The organism is Lentzea kentuckyensis, from assembly GCF_002150765.1.
Classification (GTDB): domain Bacteria; phylum Actinomycetota; class Actinomycetes; order Mycobacteriales; family Pseudonocardiaceae; genus Lentzea; species Lentzea kentuckyensis.
Map to the genome: position 1 here is coordinate 1 of NZ_MUYM01000050.1, position 17,747 is coordinate 17,747.

Genomic DNA, 17,747 nt, shown 5'->3' on the forward strand with positions numbered 1-17,747 from the left:
AGACGCGCGACCACGTGGTCGAGGCGCTGCTCGGACTCGGGTTTCCGGCCAAGGCGGCGGAGCAGACGGTCGACGGTGTGCTCGCCGACAACCCGGACCAGTCCACGTCCGCCGTCCTGCGTCGTGCGCTCGCGTCCCTGGGGCGCAAGTGACCGAGGACGAGCTCAGCCCCTACGTCGCGCCGGCCGAGCGCGATGTCGAAACGTCGCTTCGGCCCGCTGACCTGCACGAGTTCGTCGGGCAGCAGCGTGTGCGCGAACAGCTCGAACTCGTGTTGCACGGCGCCATGCGACGGGGGACCGCGCCGGACCACGTGCTGCTCAGCGGTCCGCCCGGCCTCGGCAAAACGTCGCTGGCCATGATCATCGCGAAAGAGCTGAACAGCGCCATCCGCATCACCAGCGGCCCCGCGCTCGAACGTGCCGGAGACCTGGCGGCGATGCTGTCCAACCTGGTCGAAGGCGACGTGCTGTTCATCGACGAGATCCACCGCATGGCCCGGCCGGCGGAGGAGATGCTGTACCTCGCGATGGAGGACTTCCGCGTCGACGTCGTGGTCGGCAAGGGGCCCGGAGCGACCAGCATTCCGCTCGACATCGCGCCGTTCACGCTGGTGGGAGCCACGACCAGGTCGGGCGCGCTGACCGGGCCGCTGCGCGACCGGTTCGGCTTCACCGGGCACATGGAGTTCTACAGCGCCGACGAGCTCGACCTCATCGTGAAGCGCAGCGCGAAGATCCTCGGGGTGGACCTCGACGAGGACGCCGCGATCGAGATCGCCGGGCGCTCCAGGGGCACCCCCCGGATCGCGAACCGGCTGCTGCGCCGGGTCCGCGACTTCGCCGAGGTCAGGGCCGACGGCAAGGTGACGGAGGCCATCGCGAAGCAGGCCCTCGTCGTCTACGACGTCGATGAACTCGGCCTCGACAGGCTCGACCGCGCGGTGTTGAACGCCCTGGTCAAGAGCTTCAACGGGGGACCGGTCGGGGTGTCCACGCTCGCCGTCGCCGTCGGTGAGGAGCCCACCACGGTGGAAGAGGTGTGCGAACCGTATTTGGTGCGGGCTGGCATGCTGGCCCGGACACCGCGCGGCCGGGTGGCGACACCTGCCGCGTGGTACCACCTGGGGCTGGAACCGCCCGCCGGTGATCAACTGTGGTGACCTGGCACAATCGGTGAAAGCACCTGGACATATCGGACGTGCGTCGAGGCATGTCCACTTGATCGGAGAATGATGGGCAACCTTGGCTCTTTGATGTTCCCGTTGCTGCTGGTTCTGCTGGCCGTGCCGCTGTTCCTCAGCGCGCGCAAGCAGAAGCGCGCAATGGCCGAGCAGCAGAAGTTGCAGAACGATCTCGCCCCCGGTGACAAGGTGATGACCACTTCTGGTCTGTACGGCACCGTCGCCGACGCGAGCCACGACACCACCATCGACATCGAGATCTCCGAGGGTGTCGTCACGCGCTGGCTGCGCGCCGCCATCCGCGAGAAGGTCGCCGAGACCGACGAGGCCGTGGTCGAGGAGAAGGCGGACGAGGACGAGGCCGAGGTGACCACCGCACAGGTCGCCGAGCCCCTCGACCACAACGCCAAGAAGTAAACGCATAAGCTCGGCTACCTGGAGTTGGCAACTGTGAAATCCGCCGACTCCAGGTAGTGACGCGCAGCTCACGCGGCGCGCGTTACGCTGCGCGCTCGGAAACCATCGCTACTAGGAGACGGACGGATCGTGGCACCTCCGGCCGGGCAAATTCGCCCTGCGAAGTATTTGGCGAGTTTTGTCCTCATCGTGGTCGCGCTCTACGCCCTGGTGTTCCTCACCGGGAACGGTTCGGCCAAACCCAAGCTCGGAATCGACCTCCAGGGCGGCACCATCGTCACGCTGACCGCGCGTCAGGAAGACGGGGCCCAGCCCAGCGAGGAGGCGCTGAACCGCGCACGTGACCTCATCGAGGTCCGCGTCAACGGTCTCGGTGTCTCCGGTGCCGAGGTCGTGCGCGACGGCAACAACCTGACGATCACCGTGCCCGGTGCGGACAGCGAAGGCGCGAAGGGCCTCGGCCAGACCGCCCGCCTCGCGTTCCGCAAGGTCATCGGCCAGCCGGTTCCGGCTGCCATGCCGACCACGCCGGAGACGTCGTCGTCGGGCACCCCGTCGGGCAACGCCAGCACACCGCCGTCCACGCCGCCGAGCCAGAGCGCGGGCACCCCCTCGTCGAGCAACGCTCCGCAGGGCCGCCCCGCGCCGAACCTGGCCGCGCAGCCGTCCAGCACGCCGCCGTCGGGCAGCAGCACCGCTCCGTCGTCCAGCGCTCCGACGAGCACGCCGTCGGTCCCCTCCAACGTCGACCCGAAGGTCGCGAAGGAGATCCAGGAGGCCAAGGCGCTCCGCCAGAGCACGGACCCGCAGATCCTGCAGCAGGCGGCGATCATGCTCGACTGCTCGAAGCCGGACCCGCTGCGCGGCAACGACGACCTCGACAAGCCGCTCGTCACCTGTGACGAGAAGGGCGAGTTCAAGTACACGCTGGCTCCGGTCAACCCTCCCAAGGAGGACACCGAGACCAAGCCGGACGACTACAAGAACTACTCCCGCCTGACCGGTGAGGACATCAACAACGCCGCGGCCAACAACAACCCGAACGGCACCGGCTACGTCGTCAACCTCGACTTCAAGTCCGAGGGCGGCTCGAAGTGGGCCAAGTTCACCTCGGCCAACGTCCAGCAGGCCGTCGCGGTCGTGCTCGACGGCGAGGTCATGTCCGCGCCGACCATCCAGTCGGCCATCGAGGGCGGCTCGACCGAGATCAGCGGCAAGTTCACGCTGAAGGAAGCCCAGAACCTCGCGAACACGCTGAAGTACGGCGCGCTGCCGCTGTCCTTCGACTCCTCCGAGGCGCAGACGATCTCCCCGACGCTCGGCCTGCAGTCGCTCAAGGCGGGTCTGATCGCCGGCGGCATCGGCCTCGCGCTGGTCTTCGTCTACTGCATGTTCTACTACCGCCTCCTGGGCATCCTGACGATCCTGTCGCTGGCCCTGTCCGGCGTGATCATCTACGCGGTGCTGGTCCTGCTGGGCCGCCTCATCGGGTTCACCCTCGACCTCGCCGGCATCGCGGGCTTCATCGTCGCCATCGGTATCACCGCGGACTCGTTCATCGTCTTCTTCGAACGACTGAAAGACGAAGTGCGTGAAGGCCGCACGTTCCGTTCGGCCGTCCCGCGCGCGTGGATTCGTTCCCGCCGCACGATCCTGAGCGCCGACGCGGTCAGCTTCATCGCCGCCGCCGTGCTGTACATCATCGCGGTCGGCCAGGTGAAGGGCTTCGCGTTCACCCTGGGCATGTCGACGGTCCTCGACCTCGTGGTCGTGTTCCTCGTGACGCACCCGCTGGTCGCGATGGCGTCGAAGTCCAAGTTCCTGTCCAACCCGAAACTGTCCGGGCTGGGCGGCGCCTTCCGTGAAGGTGCTGCCCACCGCGCGGGCACGTCCGGCAAGACCGCTGCCGTGAAGGAGGCCTGACATGAGCAACGTGTTCACGCGCCTCTATGTCGGCAACGGCGCTTTCGACATCGTCGGCAAGCGCACCCGCTGGTACATCGTCTCGGGCATCATCCTGCTGGTCTGCATCGGCTCGATGGTGTTCAAGCAGTTCAACCTCGGCATCGACTTCGAGGGCGGCACCAAGATCTCGATGCCGTCGGTCTCCGAGTCCAGCCAGACCATCTCGACGAAGACCGTCGAGGAGGCGTACGCGAAGGCACTGCCCGGCAAGAAGCCGAACGCCGTGCAGGCGGTCGGTTCCGGTGGCAGCGCGACGATCCAGATCAAGTCGCCCGCGCTGAACATCGGCGAGGTCGCGACCCTCAAGACGGCTCTCGCGCAGGACACCAAGCCGCGCGGCGGTCAGACGGCGATCTCCGACAGCGCCGTCTCCGCGTCCTGGGGTGGTGAGATCAGCGGCAAGGCCCTGTGGGCCCTGTTCTGGTTCTTCATCGCGGTCACGGCGTTCCTGGCGTTCTACTTCGAGTGGCGCATGGCCGTCGCGGCTCTCGTCGCCGTCTTCCACGACGTCATCATCACCGCGGGCGTCTACTCGCTCAGCGGCTTCGAGGTGACGCCGGCGACGGTGATCGGTCTGCTCACCATCCTCGGTTTCTCCCTTTACGACACGGTCGTCGTGTTCGACAAGGTCAAGGAGAACACCCGAGGCCTGCTGGGCCTGACCCGCCGCACCTACGCCGAGGCCGCCAACCTGGCGCTCAACCAGACCCTGATGCGCTCGATCAACACCTCGCTGATCGCGCTCCTCCCGGTCATCGGCCTGCTGGTCGTCGGCGTCGGCATCCTGGGCGTCGGCACGCTGCAGGACCTCGCGCTGGTGCAGCTGGTGGGCATGTTCATCGGTGCCCTGTCGTCGATCTTCATCGCGACGCCGGTGCTGGTCGACCTCAAGATGCGCGACCCGAAGTACATCGCGCAGGCCAAGCGCGTGTCCGCCCGCCGCGCCAAGGCGTCGGGTCCCCAGGTCGCCGAGGGCATCGAGTCGATGGACGAGGACGCGCTCTCCGCGGACCTGCGCAAGGAAGAGGCGATGGCCGCCGCCGCGTCGGTGCCCCACCGCACCGCCAAGGCCGGCGACGCCCGTCGCCGCCCGACCGGAAAGCGTCAGCGTTGAAATTGGATCGTGCTCTGGGACTGATGCGTGAAGTCCCCGACTTCCCCCAGCCGGGGGTCGTCTTCCGGGACTTCACGCCCATTCTCGCCGACCCGGACGCCCTGCGCGCCGTGGTCGACGCACTTCAGGACAAGATCGACGACAGCACCCAGGTGATCGCCGCCATCGAGTCGCGCGGCTTCCTCCTGGGTGCTGCCCTGGGCTACGGCTGGCGCTACGGCGTCGTGCCGCTGCGCAAACCGGGCAAGCTCCCGGTGGTCGCCGACTCCCAGTCCTACGACCTGGAGTACGGCACCGCCTCGCTGGAACTGCCCGCGGACGCCATCCAGCCCGGACAGCGCGTGGTCGTGGTCGACGACGTGCTCGCCACGGGTGGCACCGCAGAGGCCGCCTGCACGCTCGTGGAGCGTGCCGGCGGCATCGTGACGGGTGTGTCGGTGGTGCTGGAGATCGCCGCTCTGGGCGGCCGCTCCAGGCTCGCCGGACGTGAGGTCAGCGCGCTGCTGGCGGTCTGACGGTCACATCTGGCTCAGCAGGAACAGGTAGACGCCCCTGAACCCGCCCACGATCGCGCTGATCACGAGCGCCACCGCGAGGTAGATCGGCACCGCGAGCGGGACCAGGGCCCACGCCCCGAGGCGCTTCCTCATCAGGAACAGCCACATCAGCGGCGTGGCGATCACGAACAGGATCCCGCCGACGATCAGCGCCGGCATCACGCCGCCCCAGCCGGTCCCCTTAGCCAGCGTGGCACCGGTGTTGGCGGCGATGATCAGGGCGTACCAGATCCCGGTGGCTGCTGCGACGTGGAGAAACGGCGTGCCCTGCGGAACGGGCCGCGTCATGGAAGGTGGCGGCGGTGCGAACGGGTTCGGCTGCATATCGGTCCCCCCAGACCTGTCGTCAACTCAGAACGAGTGGCCAAGCATGTCAGAGGAGTGGCAGCGGCGTCACGAACTCGTGATCGGCACGACGAACCGGTAGGCGACGACGACGGTCAGCGCCCACAGGAAGTAGAAGATCGGCAGGCCCAGCAGGATCAGCCGCCACGCCTTCATGCCGCCGTGCGCGACCCGCAGCAGCGCGACCGACGTGCCCAGCCACGGCACGACGCCGAGCAACAGCGTGCTGAAGCCGTTGTCGTTCAACGCGTTGAGCAGAACGATCGCGGCGTACCAGATGCCTGCGAACGCGAGACATTGCCAGTACGGCCGGTGGACGTGCGTGTGCTGCTGCATCGCGACTGATTGTCTCAGGCCGGCGGCGGTGCCAGGAAGGCGGCGCCGATGCTCACGAACACCAGCGTCACCAGCGACGCGGGTGCGGTCACCACGGCGAACTCCCACAGCTTCGGGGCGTCGGCGCGGCGTAGCAGCAGCCAGCTGATCGTGGTGGCGAGCAGCCAGCCGACGGACGAGCCGATGATCGACCTCGGGTCGATGTAGCTGGGGTCGTCCAGGGCGAGGTACGCCATCGTGCCGAGCCACACGAACGTCATCGCGGCGCACCAGAACAGGGTCCTCACGGTGCGAGTGTGCACTAACGGAACCTATGGCCATTGACCAGGTGGTTCACCCGAACGTGTAGTCGCTGACGTGCATTTTCGTCGTGATCTTGCGGTAATGTCGAACACGTGATCGAACGAATTCGCAAGCGAATGGGAGCATCGTTTTCACCCGAAGGAGCTGGTTCGTGGAGCAGGTCCAATCCCTACGGTCGGTCGCATGACTGCGATCACCTCCACCGCCTACAGCCGCGACCTGGGCGACGAACTGCGTCGGCTGCGCGAGAAGTTTACGACATTGACCGGCGCGGGCTTTGCCGAGGAACTCGGGTGGGATCCGAGCAAAGTCTCGAACATCGAGAAGGGCAAGGCGCGTGCGAGCGAGATCGACCTGGTGCAGTACCTGATGGTCTGCGGCCGGGACAGCGTGTTCTTCGAGGCTTTTCGCGAGCGTTATCGCCACGCCTTCGATCCGAACGTGGTGCTGGTGTCGGACAACCTCCGCACACTCGCCATGGCGGAGGCGCAGGCCAAGAAGATCACGACCTTCGACGCCCTGACAGTGCCTGGTCTCATCCAGATTCCGGAATACGCGCGGGCGTTGTTCACGGAGGGTGGTCACGCGGCCCTGGCGGACGTCGAGAAGTACGTTCAGTTTCGTGGCGACCGGCAAGCGGTTCTGAGGCGTCCGGATCGCCCGGAATGTCTCTTCTACGTGCATGAGCTCGCGTTGCAGATTCAGGTGGGCAACGCGCGGATCATGGAAGAGCAGTACCTGCGCCTGCTCTTTCACACCCACATCCTTCGCATCGTGCCCATGTCGGCAGGCGCGGCCATCGCGACACGGTCTGCTCGCATGCTGTTCAGCTTCGAGAAACACCCGCCCGTCGCCTACACGGAGACCGACGTGGCCCAGGTGTTCGCACACGACGGCAGGGCCATCGCGAAGAGCCGGGAGTTCTTCAAGTGGTTGGAGACGCACGCTTTGGATGAGGGACAATCGCGGAGCCTGCTGGCGAGCTACGTCAACAGACTGCGGGAGGACTTCAATGGGCCCCGAACGGAGCTGGCGTAAGAGCACTTACAGCGGCGATACGGGCAGCGGCTCGTGCGTTGAGGTGTCGCTCGCCCAGGACGCTCTCGTGCGTGACTCGAAGGCCACTGGCGGTGACGCCCTGGTCTTCTCGATTCAGGCGTGGCGCGCGTTCGTGGTGAGCGTCGCCTGATCGGCCCAGCAAAAGTTTGGGCGGCGTTCACCGTGTGAGCTGTGCCGCTCAGCGCGCCATCGGAAGTTTCGTCAGCGTAAACGCGTTATCCTCGGTACTCGCGAGACCCGAGGAGCGTGGGGTTGAGTCAAGACACCGAACCCGCTGCGACGGTTGTTCAACCGTCGGCTACCCGGCGTGTGCGCGCCCGCCTTGCGCGGCGTATCACCGCCCAACGTGCGGCCCCGGTGAAGCAGGTCCTCGAACCTCTCGCCGCCGTGCACCGTGACCTCCATCCCAAGGCCGATCTGGCGCTTCTGCAGCACGCATATGACGTCGCCGAGGAGAAGCACCGCCCGCAGCGCCGCAAGTCCGGCGACCCGTACATCACCCACCCGCTCGCCGTGGCGACGATCCTCGCCGAGCTGGGCATGGACACCACGACGCTGGTGGCCGCGCTGCTGCACGACACAGTTGAAGACACCGATTACTCACTGGGGCAGCTGAAGGACGACTTCGGCGAGGAAGTCGCTCGTCTCGTCGACGGCGTCACGAAGCTCGACAAGGTCAAGCTGGGGGCAGCGGCCGAGGCCGAGACCATCCGCAAGATGGTCATCGCGATGGCGAAGGACCCGCGGGTCCTGGTCATCAAGCTGGCCGACCGGCTGCACAACATGCGCACCATGCGGTTCCTGCCGCCCGAGAAGCAGGCCCGCAAGGCCCGTGAAACGCTCGAAGTGCTCGCGCCGCTGGCCCACCGCCTGGGCATGGCGACCGTGAAGTGGGAGCTGGAGGACCTCGCGTTCGCGATCCTGCAGCCGAAGAAGTACGACGAGATCGTCCGCCTGGTCGCGAAGCGCGCGCCGAGTCGCGACACGTACCTGCGGACCGTCGTCGACGAGCTGAACGCCCAGCTCGAGGGTGCGCGGATCGTCGCGAAGGTCGAGGGGCGGCCGAAGCACTACTACTCGATCAACCAGAAGATGATCGTCCGGGGCCGGGACTTCGACGACATCCACGACCTCGTGGGTGTGCGGATCCTGGTCGACGAGGTGCGCGACTGCTACGCCGCGATGGGTGTCGTGCACGCCGCGTGGCAGCCGATGCCCGGACGGTTCAAGGACTACATCGCGCAGCCGCGGTTCGGCGTGTACCAGTCGCTGCACACGACCGTGATCGGTCCCGACGGCAAGCCTCTTGAAGTGCAGATCCGCACGCAGGAGATGCACCAGCGGGCCGAGTACGGCATCGCGGCGCACTGGCGCTACAAGGAGACCAAGGGCACGCACAACGGCAAGTCCGTCGAGATCGACGAGATGGCGTGGATGCGTCAGCTCCTCGACTGGCAGCGGGAAGCCGCGGACCCCGGTGAGTTCCTGGAGGGCCTGCGCTGGGACCTCGCCGCGCGCGAGATCTTCGTGTTCACCCCCAAGGGTGACGTCGAGACGTTGCCGACGGGGTCCACGCCCGTCGACTTCGCGTACTCGGTGCACACCGAGGTGGGTCACCGGTGCATAGGCGCCCGCGTGAACGGTCGTCTGGTCGCTCTCGAACGCAAGCTCGAGAACGGCGAGGTCGTCGAGATCTTCACCTCCAAGGCGGAGGGAGCGGGCCCGTCCCGCGACTGGTTGAGCTTCGTCGCGTCCCCGCGGGCCAAGGCGAAGATCAAGCAGTGGTTCGCCAAGGAGCGCAAGGAAGAGGCGATCGAGCAGGGCAAGGACGCGATCACCAAGGAGGTCCGCCGGGTCGGTCTGCCGATCCAGCGCCTCGTGTCGGTCGACTCCATGCAGGCCCTCGCGAAGGAACTGCACTACCCGGACATGAGCGCGTTGTACGCGGCGGTCGGCGAGGGGCACACCTCGGCGCGGCACGTGGTGCAACGTCTCGTGGCCCAGCTCGGCGGGGTGGACCACGCCGAGGAGGAGCTGGCCGACCGCGCCACCCCGTCCACGGTCACCCGGCGCCGGCCCACCGGCGACGCGGGCGTGATCGTCAAGGACGCGGGCGACGTGTGGGTGAAGCTCGCCCGTTGCTGCACTCCGGTGCCGGGCGACGACATCCTCGGGTTCGTGACGCGGGGTGGCGGTGTCTCCGTGCACCGGACCGACTGCACGAACGCGGACGAGCTGCTGAAGTCGCCGGAGCGGCTGCTCGACGTCGAGTGGGCGCCGTCGGCCTCCAGCGTGTTCCTGGTGGCCATCCAGGTGGAGGCGCTCGACCGGCACCGGCTGCTCTCGGACGTCACGAAGGTGCTGGCCGACGAGCGCGTGAACATCCTGTCGGCGTCGGTGACGACGTCGCGGGACCGCGTGGCCGTCAGCCGGTTCTCCTTCGAGATGGGCGACCCGAAGCACCTGGGCCACGTCCTCAAGGCCGTGCGCAGCGTAGAGGGCGTCTACGACGTCTACCGCGTGACCTCAGCCTCGTAACCCCCTCGCAAACGATGAAGGGCTCCTTCATCCACCTGAGGTGGATGAAGGAGCCCTTCATCGCGCTAAGAGTTAGTTCGCTACCAGGGCCGACTTGATGTCGACCGGGGTCTTCGGCTTGCCGTCACCCTGGCCGGGCGACTGCGAGAGCGCGCCGGTCTTCGCGACCTCGTCGATCTTCTTCAGCGACTCCTCGTCGACCGTGCCGAACACGGTGTACGCGGGCTTCAGGTTCGCGCCGTCGCCGTAGACGATGAAGAACTGCGAGCCGTTGGTGTCCGGGCCCGAGTTGGCCATGGCGAGCACGCCGCGGCCGTAGGTGAGCTCCGGGTAGACCTCGTCCTTGAACGAGTAGCCGGGGCCGCCCATGCCGTTGCCGCCGGGGTCGCCGCACTGCAGGACCTGGATGCCGGTCACCACGAGGCGGTGGCAGGTGGTGTTGTCGAAGTACTTCTGCTTCGCCAGGTTGACGAAGTTGTTCACCGTGCACGGCGCGAGCGCGCGGTCCAGGTTGAACTTCAGGTCGCCGATGGAGGTGCCGAGCGTGACGCCGACCGTGCCGGTGGCGGGCTGCTCGCCGTTCGCGGGCGGGGTGTTCTCCTTCGCCGCCGGCTCCTGGCCCTTCGTGTATTCACAGTTCACCTTTTCCGGCAGCGCGGTCGGGCGCTTCGGAATCTGGTGCAGTGCGGTGGGAATGTTCTCCGCCTTGTCCACCGACTCCTGCTTGGGAGTCTCCGAGGCGGCGGCGTCGCCGTTACCGAAGTCGTGGGTCGCGAGCCACCACACGCCACTTCCGACGAGCGCAACAACGACGACCGTCGAGACGACGGCGATGATGCGACGCTTCTTGGCCCGCTCCTGGCGGTAGACCATCTGACGCTCAAGCTTGCGCTTGGCTGCCGCGCGTCGCTGCTCGTTGGTGGGCACGTGCTCCCTCCCCAGGGACTCATGCGAATAGGGCGGTCGGCTCGGCAGTCTAGGGCCTGGGCATATGAGCTTTGTGTGGTGGTTAGGCTGTGGTTGAACAGGGAGGTCATTTTCGTGCTCGTGATCGGGTTCCCCACTGGTGCGCTCCAGGCGAACTGCTTCGTCCTGGCGGCCGGTGAGGGCGAGCCCTGCGTGATCATCGACCCCGGTCAGGACGCGGTCGAGCCGGTCGAGCAGGCGTTGCGGGAGTACAAGCTCGCGCCGGTCGCCGTGCTCCTCACGCACGGGCACTTCGACCACACGTTCTCCGTCACCCCGGTCTGCGACGGCAACGACATCCCCGCCTACATCCACCCGGACGACGTAGCGATGCTCTCCGACCCGTTGAAGGGCGTGAGCCGCGAGTCGGCCGCGTTCTTCGGCGGCAACCTGGAGATGCGCGAGCCGTCCGAGGTGCGCGAGCTGACCGACGGCGTCGAGCTCGACCTCGCCGGGTTGCGGATCGCCGTCGACCACACGCCGGGCCATACCGGCGGGTCGGTGATGTTCCGCTCCGGCGTGCAGGAAGGGGGTCGCCTGGTGATCTCGGGTGACACGCTCTTCGCCGGTTCCATCGGACGCACCGACCTGCCTGGCGGTGACCACTCGCGCATGTTGTCGTCTCTGCAGAACAAGGTCCTGACCTTGCCCGACGACACGGTGGTGCTGCCCGGCCACGGCCCTTCGACGACCATTGGCCGCGAACGCGTGACGAATCCGTACCTGCTCCAGCTGCAGAACGCGCCGGCCGCCCCGCACCGAGGACTTTGAGAAACGTGTTTTCCGCACCCAAAGGCGTTCCCGACTACATCCCGCCGACGTCCGCCGCTTTCGTGCACGTCCGGTCGACCCTGACGAAGGCCGCCGAGCTCGCGGGCTACGGCTACGTCGAGCTGCCGGTGTTCGAGGACACCGCGCTGTTCTCGCGCGGCGTCGGCGAGTCGACCGACGTCGTGACGAAGGAGATGTACACCTTCCTCGACCGCGGTGACCGGTCCATCACGCTGCGCCCCGAGGGCACCGCCGGCGTGATGCGCGCCGTGATCGAGCACAGCCTCGACCGCGGCTCGCTGCCGGTGAAGCTCTACTACGCGGGTCAGTTCTTCCGCGCCGAGGCACCGCAGGCCGGCCGGTACCGGCAGTTCCACCAGGTCGGCATCGAGGCGATCGGTGTCGACGACCCCGCGCTGGACGCCGAGGTCATCGCGGTCGGCGACGCGGGGTTCCGCGCGCTGGGCCTCACCGGATACCGGCTGGAGCTCACCTCGCTGGGTGACGCCAACTGCCGTCCGGCGTACCGCGAGCTGCTGCAGGCGTTCCTGGCGAAGCTGCCGCTGGACGAGGCGACCCGGCAGCGCGCCGAGCTGAACCCGCTGCGGGTGCTCGACGACAAGCGGCCAGAGGTGCGCGCGCTGGTCGCGGACGCGCCGTTGATGGTGGATCACCTGTGCGACGCGTGCCGTGAGCACTACGAGCTGGTCAAGGGCTACCTGACCGAGCTGGGCGTGAAGTTCGTCGAGAACCCGCGCATGGTCCGCGGCCTCGACTACTACACGAAGACGACGTTCGAGTTCGTCCACGACGGTCTGGGCGCGCAGTCGGGCATCGGCGGCGGTGGTCGCTACGACGGCCTGATGGCGCAGCTGGGCGGCCAGGAGCTGTCCGGCGTCGGGTTCGGCCTCGGCGTCGACCGGGCGCTGCTGGCGGCGCAGGCCGAGGGCGTGCTGCCGGAGTTCAGCCGGGTCGACGTGATCGGCGTGCCGCTGGGCGAGGCCGCGCGGGCCCGGCTGGTGGCGGTCGCCGGTGAGCTGCGTGCCGCAGGGGTGCGGACGGACCTCGTGTACGGCGGCCGGTCGATGAAGGCCGGGTTCAAGGCGGCGGACAAGTCCGGTGCACGGCTGGCGCTGGTGCTGGGCGAGCGCGACCTGGAGGCCGGGCAGATCGGCATCAAAACCTTGGCGACGGGCGAGCAGGTGACGGTCAGGCTGGCCGACGTGGTCTCGGTTGTGCGGGATGTGCTGGATCCCAGCGTGTGGATCGATCTGGATTCGCGGGGCGAGCAGCGCCCGGTGGTCGAGTTCTCGGACACAGTGGCCGAGGCGGTGCGAGAGACCCCGTGAACGACGACAAGCTCGTTCTCGACCTGCTGGACAAGACGACGGTCCGCAAGCGTGCGCGCATGGTGGCCATCGGCGGCATCATGGTCGCGCTCGCTTTCGGCGCGATCGTGGGCCTGATCGGCGGGCGCTGGCCGGGCGTCATCGCCGGGGTGATCGTGTCGGTGCCGGTGATCCTGCTGGCGCTGTCCGAGGCCCGCCGCACGGTGTGGCTGGAGGGCGCGACGGTCTACGTCCGCGCGTTCGGCACGCGCAAGGTCGACCTGGCCACCGCCGACGGGCTCGACCTGCTGGTCACGGATCTGCGCGGGGCACGGACGGTCGGGCTGTTCGTGCGCGGCGGCAAGAAGGCGATCAACATCGCGTTGTCGATGTACGCGGGTACCGGTGGGCGGGAGCTGGGGATCTACCAGCTCCGCCGGCTGGCGGACGCGCTGGCGGCCCGTGGCGACACGCCCGGGCTGGTGTTCTCGGAGCTGCTGGTGGCCCAACTCAGGGCCGAGGCGCGGGGACTGGCGGCGGCCGAGCGGCCGTTGTACCGGCTGGGGTCGCTGGCGCCGGCCGGGCGGATGGCGCAGAAGCTCCATCCGGAGGCCGTGTCGAAGTTCGTCACTTCGCTGGACTAGGCGCCCGCGAGCTGGCCATGAACGGCGCTTTTGTGGACCTGGGGTCCACAAAAGCGCCGTTCATGGCCAGCGGCTCAGGTGCCCCAGAGGCCGGACGGCGGCGCGGGGGACAGGGTCGCGGTGGCATCGGTGGTGACAGGTGCGCCACCGATGAACTTCGTCAGGCCCGTGCCGTGTTCGACTCGCCCCGGGAACGGATCGCCGGCCGTCGCGCGGGTCAGCTGCTGCATCGGCAGGCCGTTGTGCGACGCGAGGATCACGAAGTTGCCGAACCTGCGACCCCGGAACACGCCCGGTTCGGCGAGCACGCAGACATGTTCGAACACCGCGCGCACGGTGGCGCACTGGGCGCGGGCGAACTGCAGGCCGTTGCCGTCGCCGATGTTCACGGCGTAGATGCCGTCGTCGGCCAGCGCGGCGGACGCCTGGCGCACGTACTCGACCGAGGTCAGGTGGGCGGGGGTGCGGGCGCCGGCGAAGCAGTCGCTCACGATCAGGTCGAACGAGCCGGGGCGTGCCTTCACGAGCACCGCGCGGGCGTCGCCGGTGGTGATCCTCACCCGTGAGGGCGGGGGGAGCTCACGGCGGATGAACGCGATCAGGCCCGCGTCGATCTCGGCCACCTGCTGAGACGCCCGAGGCAGCAGGTCGGCCACGTAGCGCGCTAGCGTGAGGGCGCCACCGCCCAAGTGGAGAACCCGCGAAGGCGCGGTGAGATCGACGATGTGACCCAGCCTGCGGACGTACTCGAACTCCAGGTAGGTCGGGTCGTCCAGGTCCACATGCGACTGTGGGGTTCCGTTGACTCGCAACGTCCACGAGTTCCGGCCACCGAGATCGGGGACCAGCTCGGCAACGCCTGAGTCGATCGACTCGGTGATCGCCTCTGTGTCGGGCCGCTGTCTTCCCACTGCTCTATTGTCTCACCGGGTGTGTCAGTCCTGAGGAGGGCCTAAGTGCAGGTTATCGCGAACATCCTGATCGCCTTGGTGGCGTTGATCCACATCTACATCGTGGTGCTGGAGATGTTCCTCTGGACGACTCCGCGCGGCCAGAAGGCGTTCGGGCTCACGCCCGAGTTCGCACAGGCGTCCAAGGCGCTCGCCGCGAACCAGGGCCTCTACAACGGCTTCCTCGCCGCCGGCTTGATCTACGCGCTGATCCGGCAGGACTTCGGCGCGTCCGTGCTCTTCACGGTGTTCGTGATCGTCGCCGGTGTCTACGGCACGTTCACGGCGAGCCGGAAGATCTTCTTCGTGCAGGTGGTGCCTGGCGTGCTGACGCTGCTCTTCGTGCTCTTGGCTCGCTAGGTCGTTCCCACGGCCCCTTGTCGGGGTCGTACCCGATGAAGAGGTCGCCCTCGATCCGCGCGGGCCTGGGTTTCTCAGGCTTCGCGCGTTTCACGGTCTTCGGCGCAGGGGCGGGCTCGGGCTCGGGTTCCGGTGTCGCGGTCGGGGCGACCTCCTGGCGCACGGCGACCAGGGCGGCCAGCGCGGTCGTCACCGGGATCGCCGCCACCAGGCCGATGCTGCCGACCAGCGTGCGCACGATCTCCTGCGCGATCTGCTGTGCGGTCAGGATCTCGCCCATCGACCGCCCGGACAGCGAGATCGCCAGCAGCAACGGCAGCGCCGCGCCCGCGTAGGCCATCACGAGCGTGTTCACGACGGACGACATGTGGTCGCGCCCGATCCGTGAGCCCGCCGCGAACAGCTCGCGCCACGTCAGCTTGTCGTTGGCCCGCCGCAGTTCCCACACCGCACTGGTCTGCGTGACGGTCACGTCGTCGAGCACGCCCAGCGCGCCGATCAGGGTGCCCGCCAGCAAGAGTCCGCGGGTGTCGATGTCGGTGCCGAGGATGGTGACGAGGTTGATCGTGTCCTCGTCGAGCCCGGTGAGCGAGGCGAAGGCCGAGAACAACGCGCCGAGCACGCCGATCAGCGCGAGGCTGACCAACGTGCCGAGCACCGCTGTCGATGTTCGGGCGCTGACCCCGTGGGTCAGGTAGAGGACCGCGAACATGATCAGTCCGGCGCCGACGACCGCCACCATCAGCGGGCTCTTGCCGGCCAGGATGGACGGCATCACGAACAGCACGAGCACCACGAAGCTCAGCAGCAACGCACCCAGCGCCGCGAGCCCCTGCCATCGTCCGAGCAGCAGCACGGCCGCGGCGAAGAGCACCGCCAGGATCACGAGTGACCAGTCGCGCTGGAAGTCGACGATCTGGTACGACTCGGCGGCCTGCGGCTGGCTGCCCGAATAGGACAGAACGACCTCGTCGCCGATCTTGAAGCGCGGGGCTCCCGGTCCGTTCACGCTCGGGATCGTGATGCTCTGCCCGCTCGCTTCGCCGTCGGTCATCCGCACGGTGATCGCGATGCACTTCTCGCCGCAGTTCGCCTGCTCGCCGGTCACGACGGCGTTGACGGGCTTCTGGTGCAGGCCGATCTCCGCGCCGGTTTTCTGCTCGTGCCCGAACGGGTAGAGCAGCGCCGCGCCGACGAGCGTGGCCAGTGCCAACGGCACCAGCAGCCACATCAGCAACGTGCGTACGCGCTCCGATGCGGGTTCTTCGTCCTCCAGCGCGTGGCTATGCCCGTGACCGTGACCCACGCGAGACATCCTGCCTCATGAGTTGTTCGATCGCCGTTGTGGCTGTGACGAATCTGTCCTCGGTCAGCTTCAGCCACGGCACGCCGCGCCGCGTCAGCTCCTGTTCGAACAGTCCGGTCATCCACTCCCGCAGGTGTTCGCCGTCACGCCAGCCGTCCTGTTCGAACGGGACGCCGACGTGGTCGGTCAGCAGGTAGAGGTCCGGTTCGGACCCGAGGAAGATGTCCGGCCGGAAACCGAGGTAGCGCTCTCCCCAGACGGTCGCGGCGAACGCGTCGTTGTCCGCGATCACCAACGGCGCGGTCGACGCCTGGATGCGGCGTTCCTGCTCGTGTGCCACGTCTTCGAAGTCGCCCTGAGTCCACACCAGATCATCCACAGTGGACGAGGGTGTGAACGCTCGCGCTGCGGCCAGCTTGAGTTCGGTGTGTTCGCGGCCGTACTCGGCGATCCACGGCGCGGAGAAGTGGTCCGCGAGCTGCCGGGACAGGGTCGTCGTGCCGGTGCTCTCGGCGCCGACGACCACGACCTTCCGGCCCAGACCGCGCTGGGTGGCGGGCGCGAGGTGGTGCCAGTTCGCGATCGGGTCGGTGCGGACAGCGGTCCCGGAGACCGGGTGCGCGAGGCGGTCCGGGTCGACCAGAACGTGCCGCGCGCCCAGCCGGCCGGCCAGCTCGTCGCCGTACTTCTCGCTGGAGAACACGACGTCGACCGGCGCCTTCGAGGGATCTCCGTCCGCGATCGCGCGCCGGGCGAGGACGGCACGGGTCAGTTCGACGTGCAGGTTCCAGATCTCGTCGGAGTCGAAGTCCATCGGGTGGTCGTCGAGATCGCCGATGATCCGTACGCCGGGCGTCGCGCGGTGCGTCTCCGTCAGCCAGTGCACGCGGTGTTCGAGAGGGATGGTCTCCGACGACGCGGCGAGCACAGTGACCGTGGTGCGCTCACTGCGTGCGGCTGCCGTCTCGATGAGGTGGTGGTGTCCGTTGTGTGGCGGATAGAACTTGCCGAGCACCAACGCGTGTTCGAACTCCTTCACACGCGCACCTCGTCCTTGAGCCACGAACGCAACCCGATCACGCACAGCACCATGAATCCCACGTACAACACAGCCGTCAGGTACAGCTCCTTGTAGGCGTAGAGCGGCACGTAGATGACGTCGGCGGCGATCCACAGCCACCAGCACTCGATCTTCTTGCGGGCTTGGCCCCAGGTCGCGAGCAGCGACAACACCGTCGTTACGGCGTCCCAGAACGGCACGGTCGACTCGGTGAACGCCACCAGGATCCAGTGCAGCAGCCCGGTGCCGAGCACACCGGCGACCGCGAGCCAGATCCACTGCTGCCGTGTCGTGCGGCTGACGTGCAGCGTCGTGTGCTGTTCGCCGCCGCGCAGCCACGCCCACCAGCCGTAGACCGCCAACACGACGTACACGACCTGCAGCCCGGAGTCGGCGTACAGCCCGCTGCCCCAGAACAGCACGAAGAACGCGATGTTGTTGGCGATGCCGATCGGCCAGTTCCAGGGGTTTTGCCGGGCGACGAGCCACACGCACAGAGCGCCGGTGATGAAGCCTGCTACCTCAACGGGTGACACGCGCTCTCC

19 protein-coding genes and 2 pseudogenes are annotated in these 17,747 nt (G+C 67.7%); 13 read left to right on the forward strand and 8 right to left on the reverse strand.

The features are described from left to right. The 6 genes and pseudogenes from B0F77_RS22920 to B0F77_RS22945 form a co-directional block, all read left to right on the forward strand. A pseudogene (locus tag B0F77_RS22920) lies at positions 1-152 on the forward strand (Holliday junction branch migration protein RuvA); the annotation flags it as partial. Further along, a complete protein-coding gene (gene ruvB / locus B0F77_RS22925; protein WP_086665018.1) occupies positions 149-1,162 on the forward strand; it encodes a Holliday junction branch migration DNA helicase RuvB in 1,014 nt (337 codons plus the stop codon). The pseudogene B0F77_RS22920 and the gene ruvB, both read left to right, overlap by 4 nt. Before the next feature lie 93 nt (positions 1,163-1,255). Further along, the gene (yajC, locus tag B0F77_RS22930; protein WP_086665019.1) at positions 1,256-1,600 is read left to right on the forward strand and encodes a preprotein translocase subunit YajC; all 345 of its coding nucleotides are present in this window, start codon (positions 1,256-1,258) and stop codon (positions 1,598-1,600) included. Positions 1,601-1,729: 129 nt separating this feature from the next. Further along, positions 1,730-3,523, forward strand: coding sequence for a protein translocase subunit SecD (gene secD / locus B0F77_RS22935; RefSeq protein ID WP_086665020.1), 1,794 nt, complete (start codon positions 1,730-1,732; stop codon positions 3,521-3,523). Between the two features lies 1 nt (position 3,524). Beyond that, on the forward strand, positions 3,525-4,679 hold the full coding sequence (secF, locus tag B0F77_RS22940; protein WP_086665021.1) for a protein translocase subunit SecF: 1,155 nt from the start codon (positions 3,525-3,527) through the stop codon (positions 4,677-4,679). Positions 4,680-4,702: 23 nt separating this feature from the next. After that, the gene (locus tag B0F77_RS22945; RefSeq protein WP_086665022.1) at positions 4,703-5,194 is read left to right on the forward strand and encodes an adenine phosphoribosyltransferase; all 492 of its coding nucleotides are present in this window, start codon (positions 4,703-4,705) and stop codon (positions 5,192-5,194) included. A gap of 3 nt (positions 5,195-5,197) precedes the next feature. On the opposite strand, the gene B0F77_RS22950 is transcribed toward B0F77_RS22945, so the two are convergent. The 3 genes from B0F77_RS22950 to B0F77_RS22960 all read right to left on the reverse strand — a co-directional run bounded on the left by B0F77_RS22950 (position 5,198) and on the right by B0F77_RS22960 (position 6,204). Beyond that, positions 5,198-5,524: a hypothetical protein gene (locus B0F77_RS22950; RefSeq protein WP_143466861.1), complete on the reverse strand. Its 327-nt coding sequence runs from the start codon at positions 5,522-5,524 to the stop codon at positions 5,198-5,200. Positions 5,525-5,629: 105 nt separating this feature from the next. Beyond that, on the reverse strand, positions 5,630-5,917 hold the full coding sequence (locus B0F77_RS22955) for a hypothetical protein (protein ID WP_086665024.1): 288 nt from the start codon (positions 5,915-5,917) through the stop codon (positions 5,630-5,632). 14 nt (positions 5,918-5,931) lie between these two features. Continuing rightward, positions 5,932-6,204, reverse strand: coding sequence for a hypothetical protein (locus B0F77_RS22960; RefSeq protein ID WP_143466862.1), 273 nt, complete (start codon positions 6,202-6,204; stop codon positions 5,932-5,934). 199 nt (positions 6,205-6,403) lie between these two features. Between B0F77_RS22960 and B0F77_RS22965 the strand changes: the two genes are divergently transcribed. The 3 genes from B0F77_RS22965 to B0F77_RS22975 all read left to right on the forward strand — a co-directional run bounded on the left by B0F77_RS22965 (position 6,404) and on the right by B0F77_RS22975 (position 9,817). Next, positions 6,404-7,258: a helix-turn-helix domain-containing protein gene (locus B0F77_RS22965; RefSeq protein WP_086665026.1), complete on the forward strand. Its 855-nt coding sequence runs from the start codon at positions 6,404-6,406 to the stop codon at positions 7,256-7,258. After that, positions 7,233-7,409, forward strand: a complete 177-nt coding sequence (locus tag B0F77_RS22970; protein WP_169730973.1) for a DUF397 domain-containing protein — start codon at positions 7,233-7,235, stop codon at positions 7,407-7,409. Before B0F77_RS22965 ends, B0F77_RS22970 begins: the two co-directional genes overlap by 26 nt. A gap of 122 nt (positions 7,410-7,531) precedes the next feature. Further along, positions 7,532-9,817, forward strand: coding sequence for a RelA/SpoT family protein (locus B0F77_RS22975; RefSeq protein WP_425435702.1), 2,286 nt, complete (start codon positions 7,532-7,534; stop codon positions 9,815-9,817). Between the two features lie 72 nt (positions 9,818-9,889). Here the strand turns inward: B0F77_RS22975 and B0F77_RS22980 are convergent, their stop codons facing one another. Beyond that, positions 9,890-10,744: a peptidylprolyl isomerase gene (locus B0F77_RS22980; protein ID WP_086665029.1), complete on the reverse strand. Its 855-nt coding sequence runs from the start codon at positions 10,742-10,744 to the stop codon at positions 9,890-9,892. Between the two features lie 114 nt (positions 10,745-10,858). Here B0F77_RS22980 and B0F77_RS22985 point away from each other — a divergent pair, with 114 nt between their 5' ends. The 3 genes and pseudogenes from B0F77_RS22985 (at position 10,859) to B0F77_RS22995 (ending at position 13,526) form a co-directional block, all read left to right on the forward strand. Then, positions 10,859-11,554: an MBL fold metallo-hydrolase gene (locus B0F77_RS22985; RefSeq protein WP_086665030.1), complete on the forward strand. Its 696-nt coding sequence runs from the start codon at positions 10,859-10,861 to the stop codon at positions 11,552-11,554. Then, positions 11,551-12,810 (forward strand): annotated as a pseudogene (gene hisS / locus B0F77_RS22990) (histidine--tRNA ligase); the annotation flags it as partial. The gene B0F77_RS22985 and the pseudogene hisS, both read left to right, overlap by 4 nt. A gap of 89 nt (positions 12,811-12,899) precedes the next feature. Further along, positions 12,900-13,526, forward strand: a complete 627-nt coding sequence (locus B0F77_RS22995; RefSeq protein ID WP_086665032.1) for a hypothetical protein — start codon at positions 12,900-12,902, stop codon at positions 13,524-13,526. Positions 13,527-13,600: 74 nt separating this feature from the next. On the opposite strand, the gene B0F77_RS23000 is transcribed toward B0F77_RS22995, so the two are convergent. Further along, positions 13,601-14,437: a spermidine synthase gene (locus B0F77_RS23000; protein WP_086665033.1), complete on the reverse strand. Its 837-nt coding sequence runs from the start codon at positions 14,435-14,437 to the stop codon at positions 13,601-13,603. Between the two features lie 45 nt (positions 14,438-14,482). Between B0F77_RS23000 and B0F77_RS23005 the strand changes: the two genes are divergently transcribed. Continuing rightward, positions 14,483-14,836: a DUF1304 domain-containing protein gene (locus B0F77_RS23005; protein ID WP_086665034.1), complete on the forward strand. Its 354-nt coding sequence runs from the start codon at positions 14,483-14,485 to the stop codon at positions 14,834-14,836. Here B0F77_RS23005 and B0F77_RS23010 read toward each other — a convergent pair. The 3 genes from B0F77_RS23010 to pnuC are packed head-to-tail and all read right to left on the reverse strand — an operon-like array spanning position 14,757 to position 17,738. Next, positions 14,757-16,142 carry a YibE/F family protein gene (locus B0F77_RS23010; protein WP_342746810.1) on the reverse strand — a complete coding sequence of 462 codons (1,386 nt, stop codon included), beginning with the start codon at positions 16,140-16,142 and terminating at the stop codon, positions 14,757-14,759. The two genes, B0F77_RS23005 and B0F77_RS23010, sit on opposite strands and share 80 nt — an antisense overlap. Further along, positions 16,120-17,181 (reverse strand): AAA family ATPase, encoded by a 1,062-nt coding sequence (locus B0F77_RS23015; RefSeq protein WP_086665036.1) that lies wholly within the window; start codon positions 17,179-17,181, stop codon positions 16,120-16,122. Before B0F77_RS23015 ends, B0F77_RS23010 begins: the two co-directional genes overlap by 23 nt. Further along, positions 17,178-17,738 (reverse strand): nicotinamide riboside transporter PnuC, encoded by a 561-nt coding sequence (gene pnuC / locus B0F77_RS23020; protein WP_245848565.1) that lies wholly within the window; start codon positions 17,736-17,738, stop codon positions 17,178-17,180. The genes B0F77_RS23015 and pnuC overlap by 4 nt, the downstream gene beginning before the upstream one ends. Between the last annotated feature and the right edge of the window lie 9 nt (positions 17,739-17,747).

Coding starts and splice junctions, on each gene's coding strand:
- yajC (WP_086665019.1), top strand. CDS start 1,256: ATGTTCCCGTTGCTGCTGGTTCTGCTGGCCGTGCCGCTGTTCCTCAGC.
- secF (WP_086665021.1), top strand. CDS start 3,525: ATGAGCAACGTGTTCACGCGCCTCTATGTCGGCAACGGCGCTTTCGAC.
- B0F77_RS22945 (WP_086665022.1), top strand. CDS start 4,703: ATGCGTGAAGTCCCCGACTTCCCCCAGCCGGGGGTCGTCTTCCGGGAC.
- B0F77_RS22950 (WP_143466861.1), bottom strand. CDS start 5,524: ATGACGCGGCCCGTTCCGCAGGGCACGCCGTTTCTCCACGTCGCAGCA.
- B0F77_RS22955 (WP_086665024.1), bottom strand. CDS start 5,917: ATGCAGCAGCACACGCACGTCCACCGGCCGTACTGGCAATGTCTCGCG.
- B0F77_RS22965 (WP_086665026.1), top strand. CDS start 6,404: ATGACTGCGATCACCTCCACCGCCTACAGCCGCGACCTGGGCGACGAA.
- B0F77_RS22970 (WP_169730973.1), top strand. CDS start 7,233: ATGGGCCCCGAACGGAGCTGGCGTAAGAGCACTTACAGCGGCGATACG.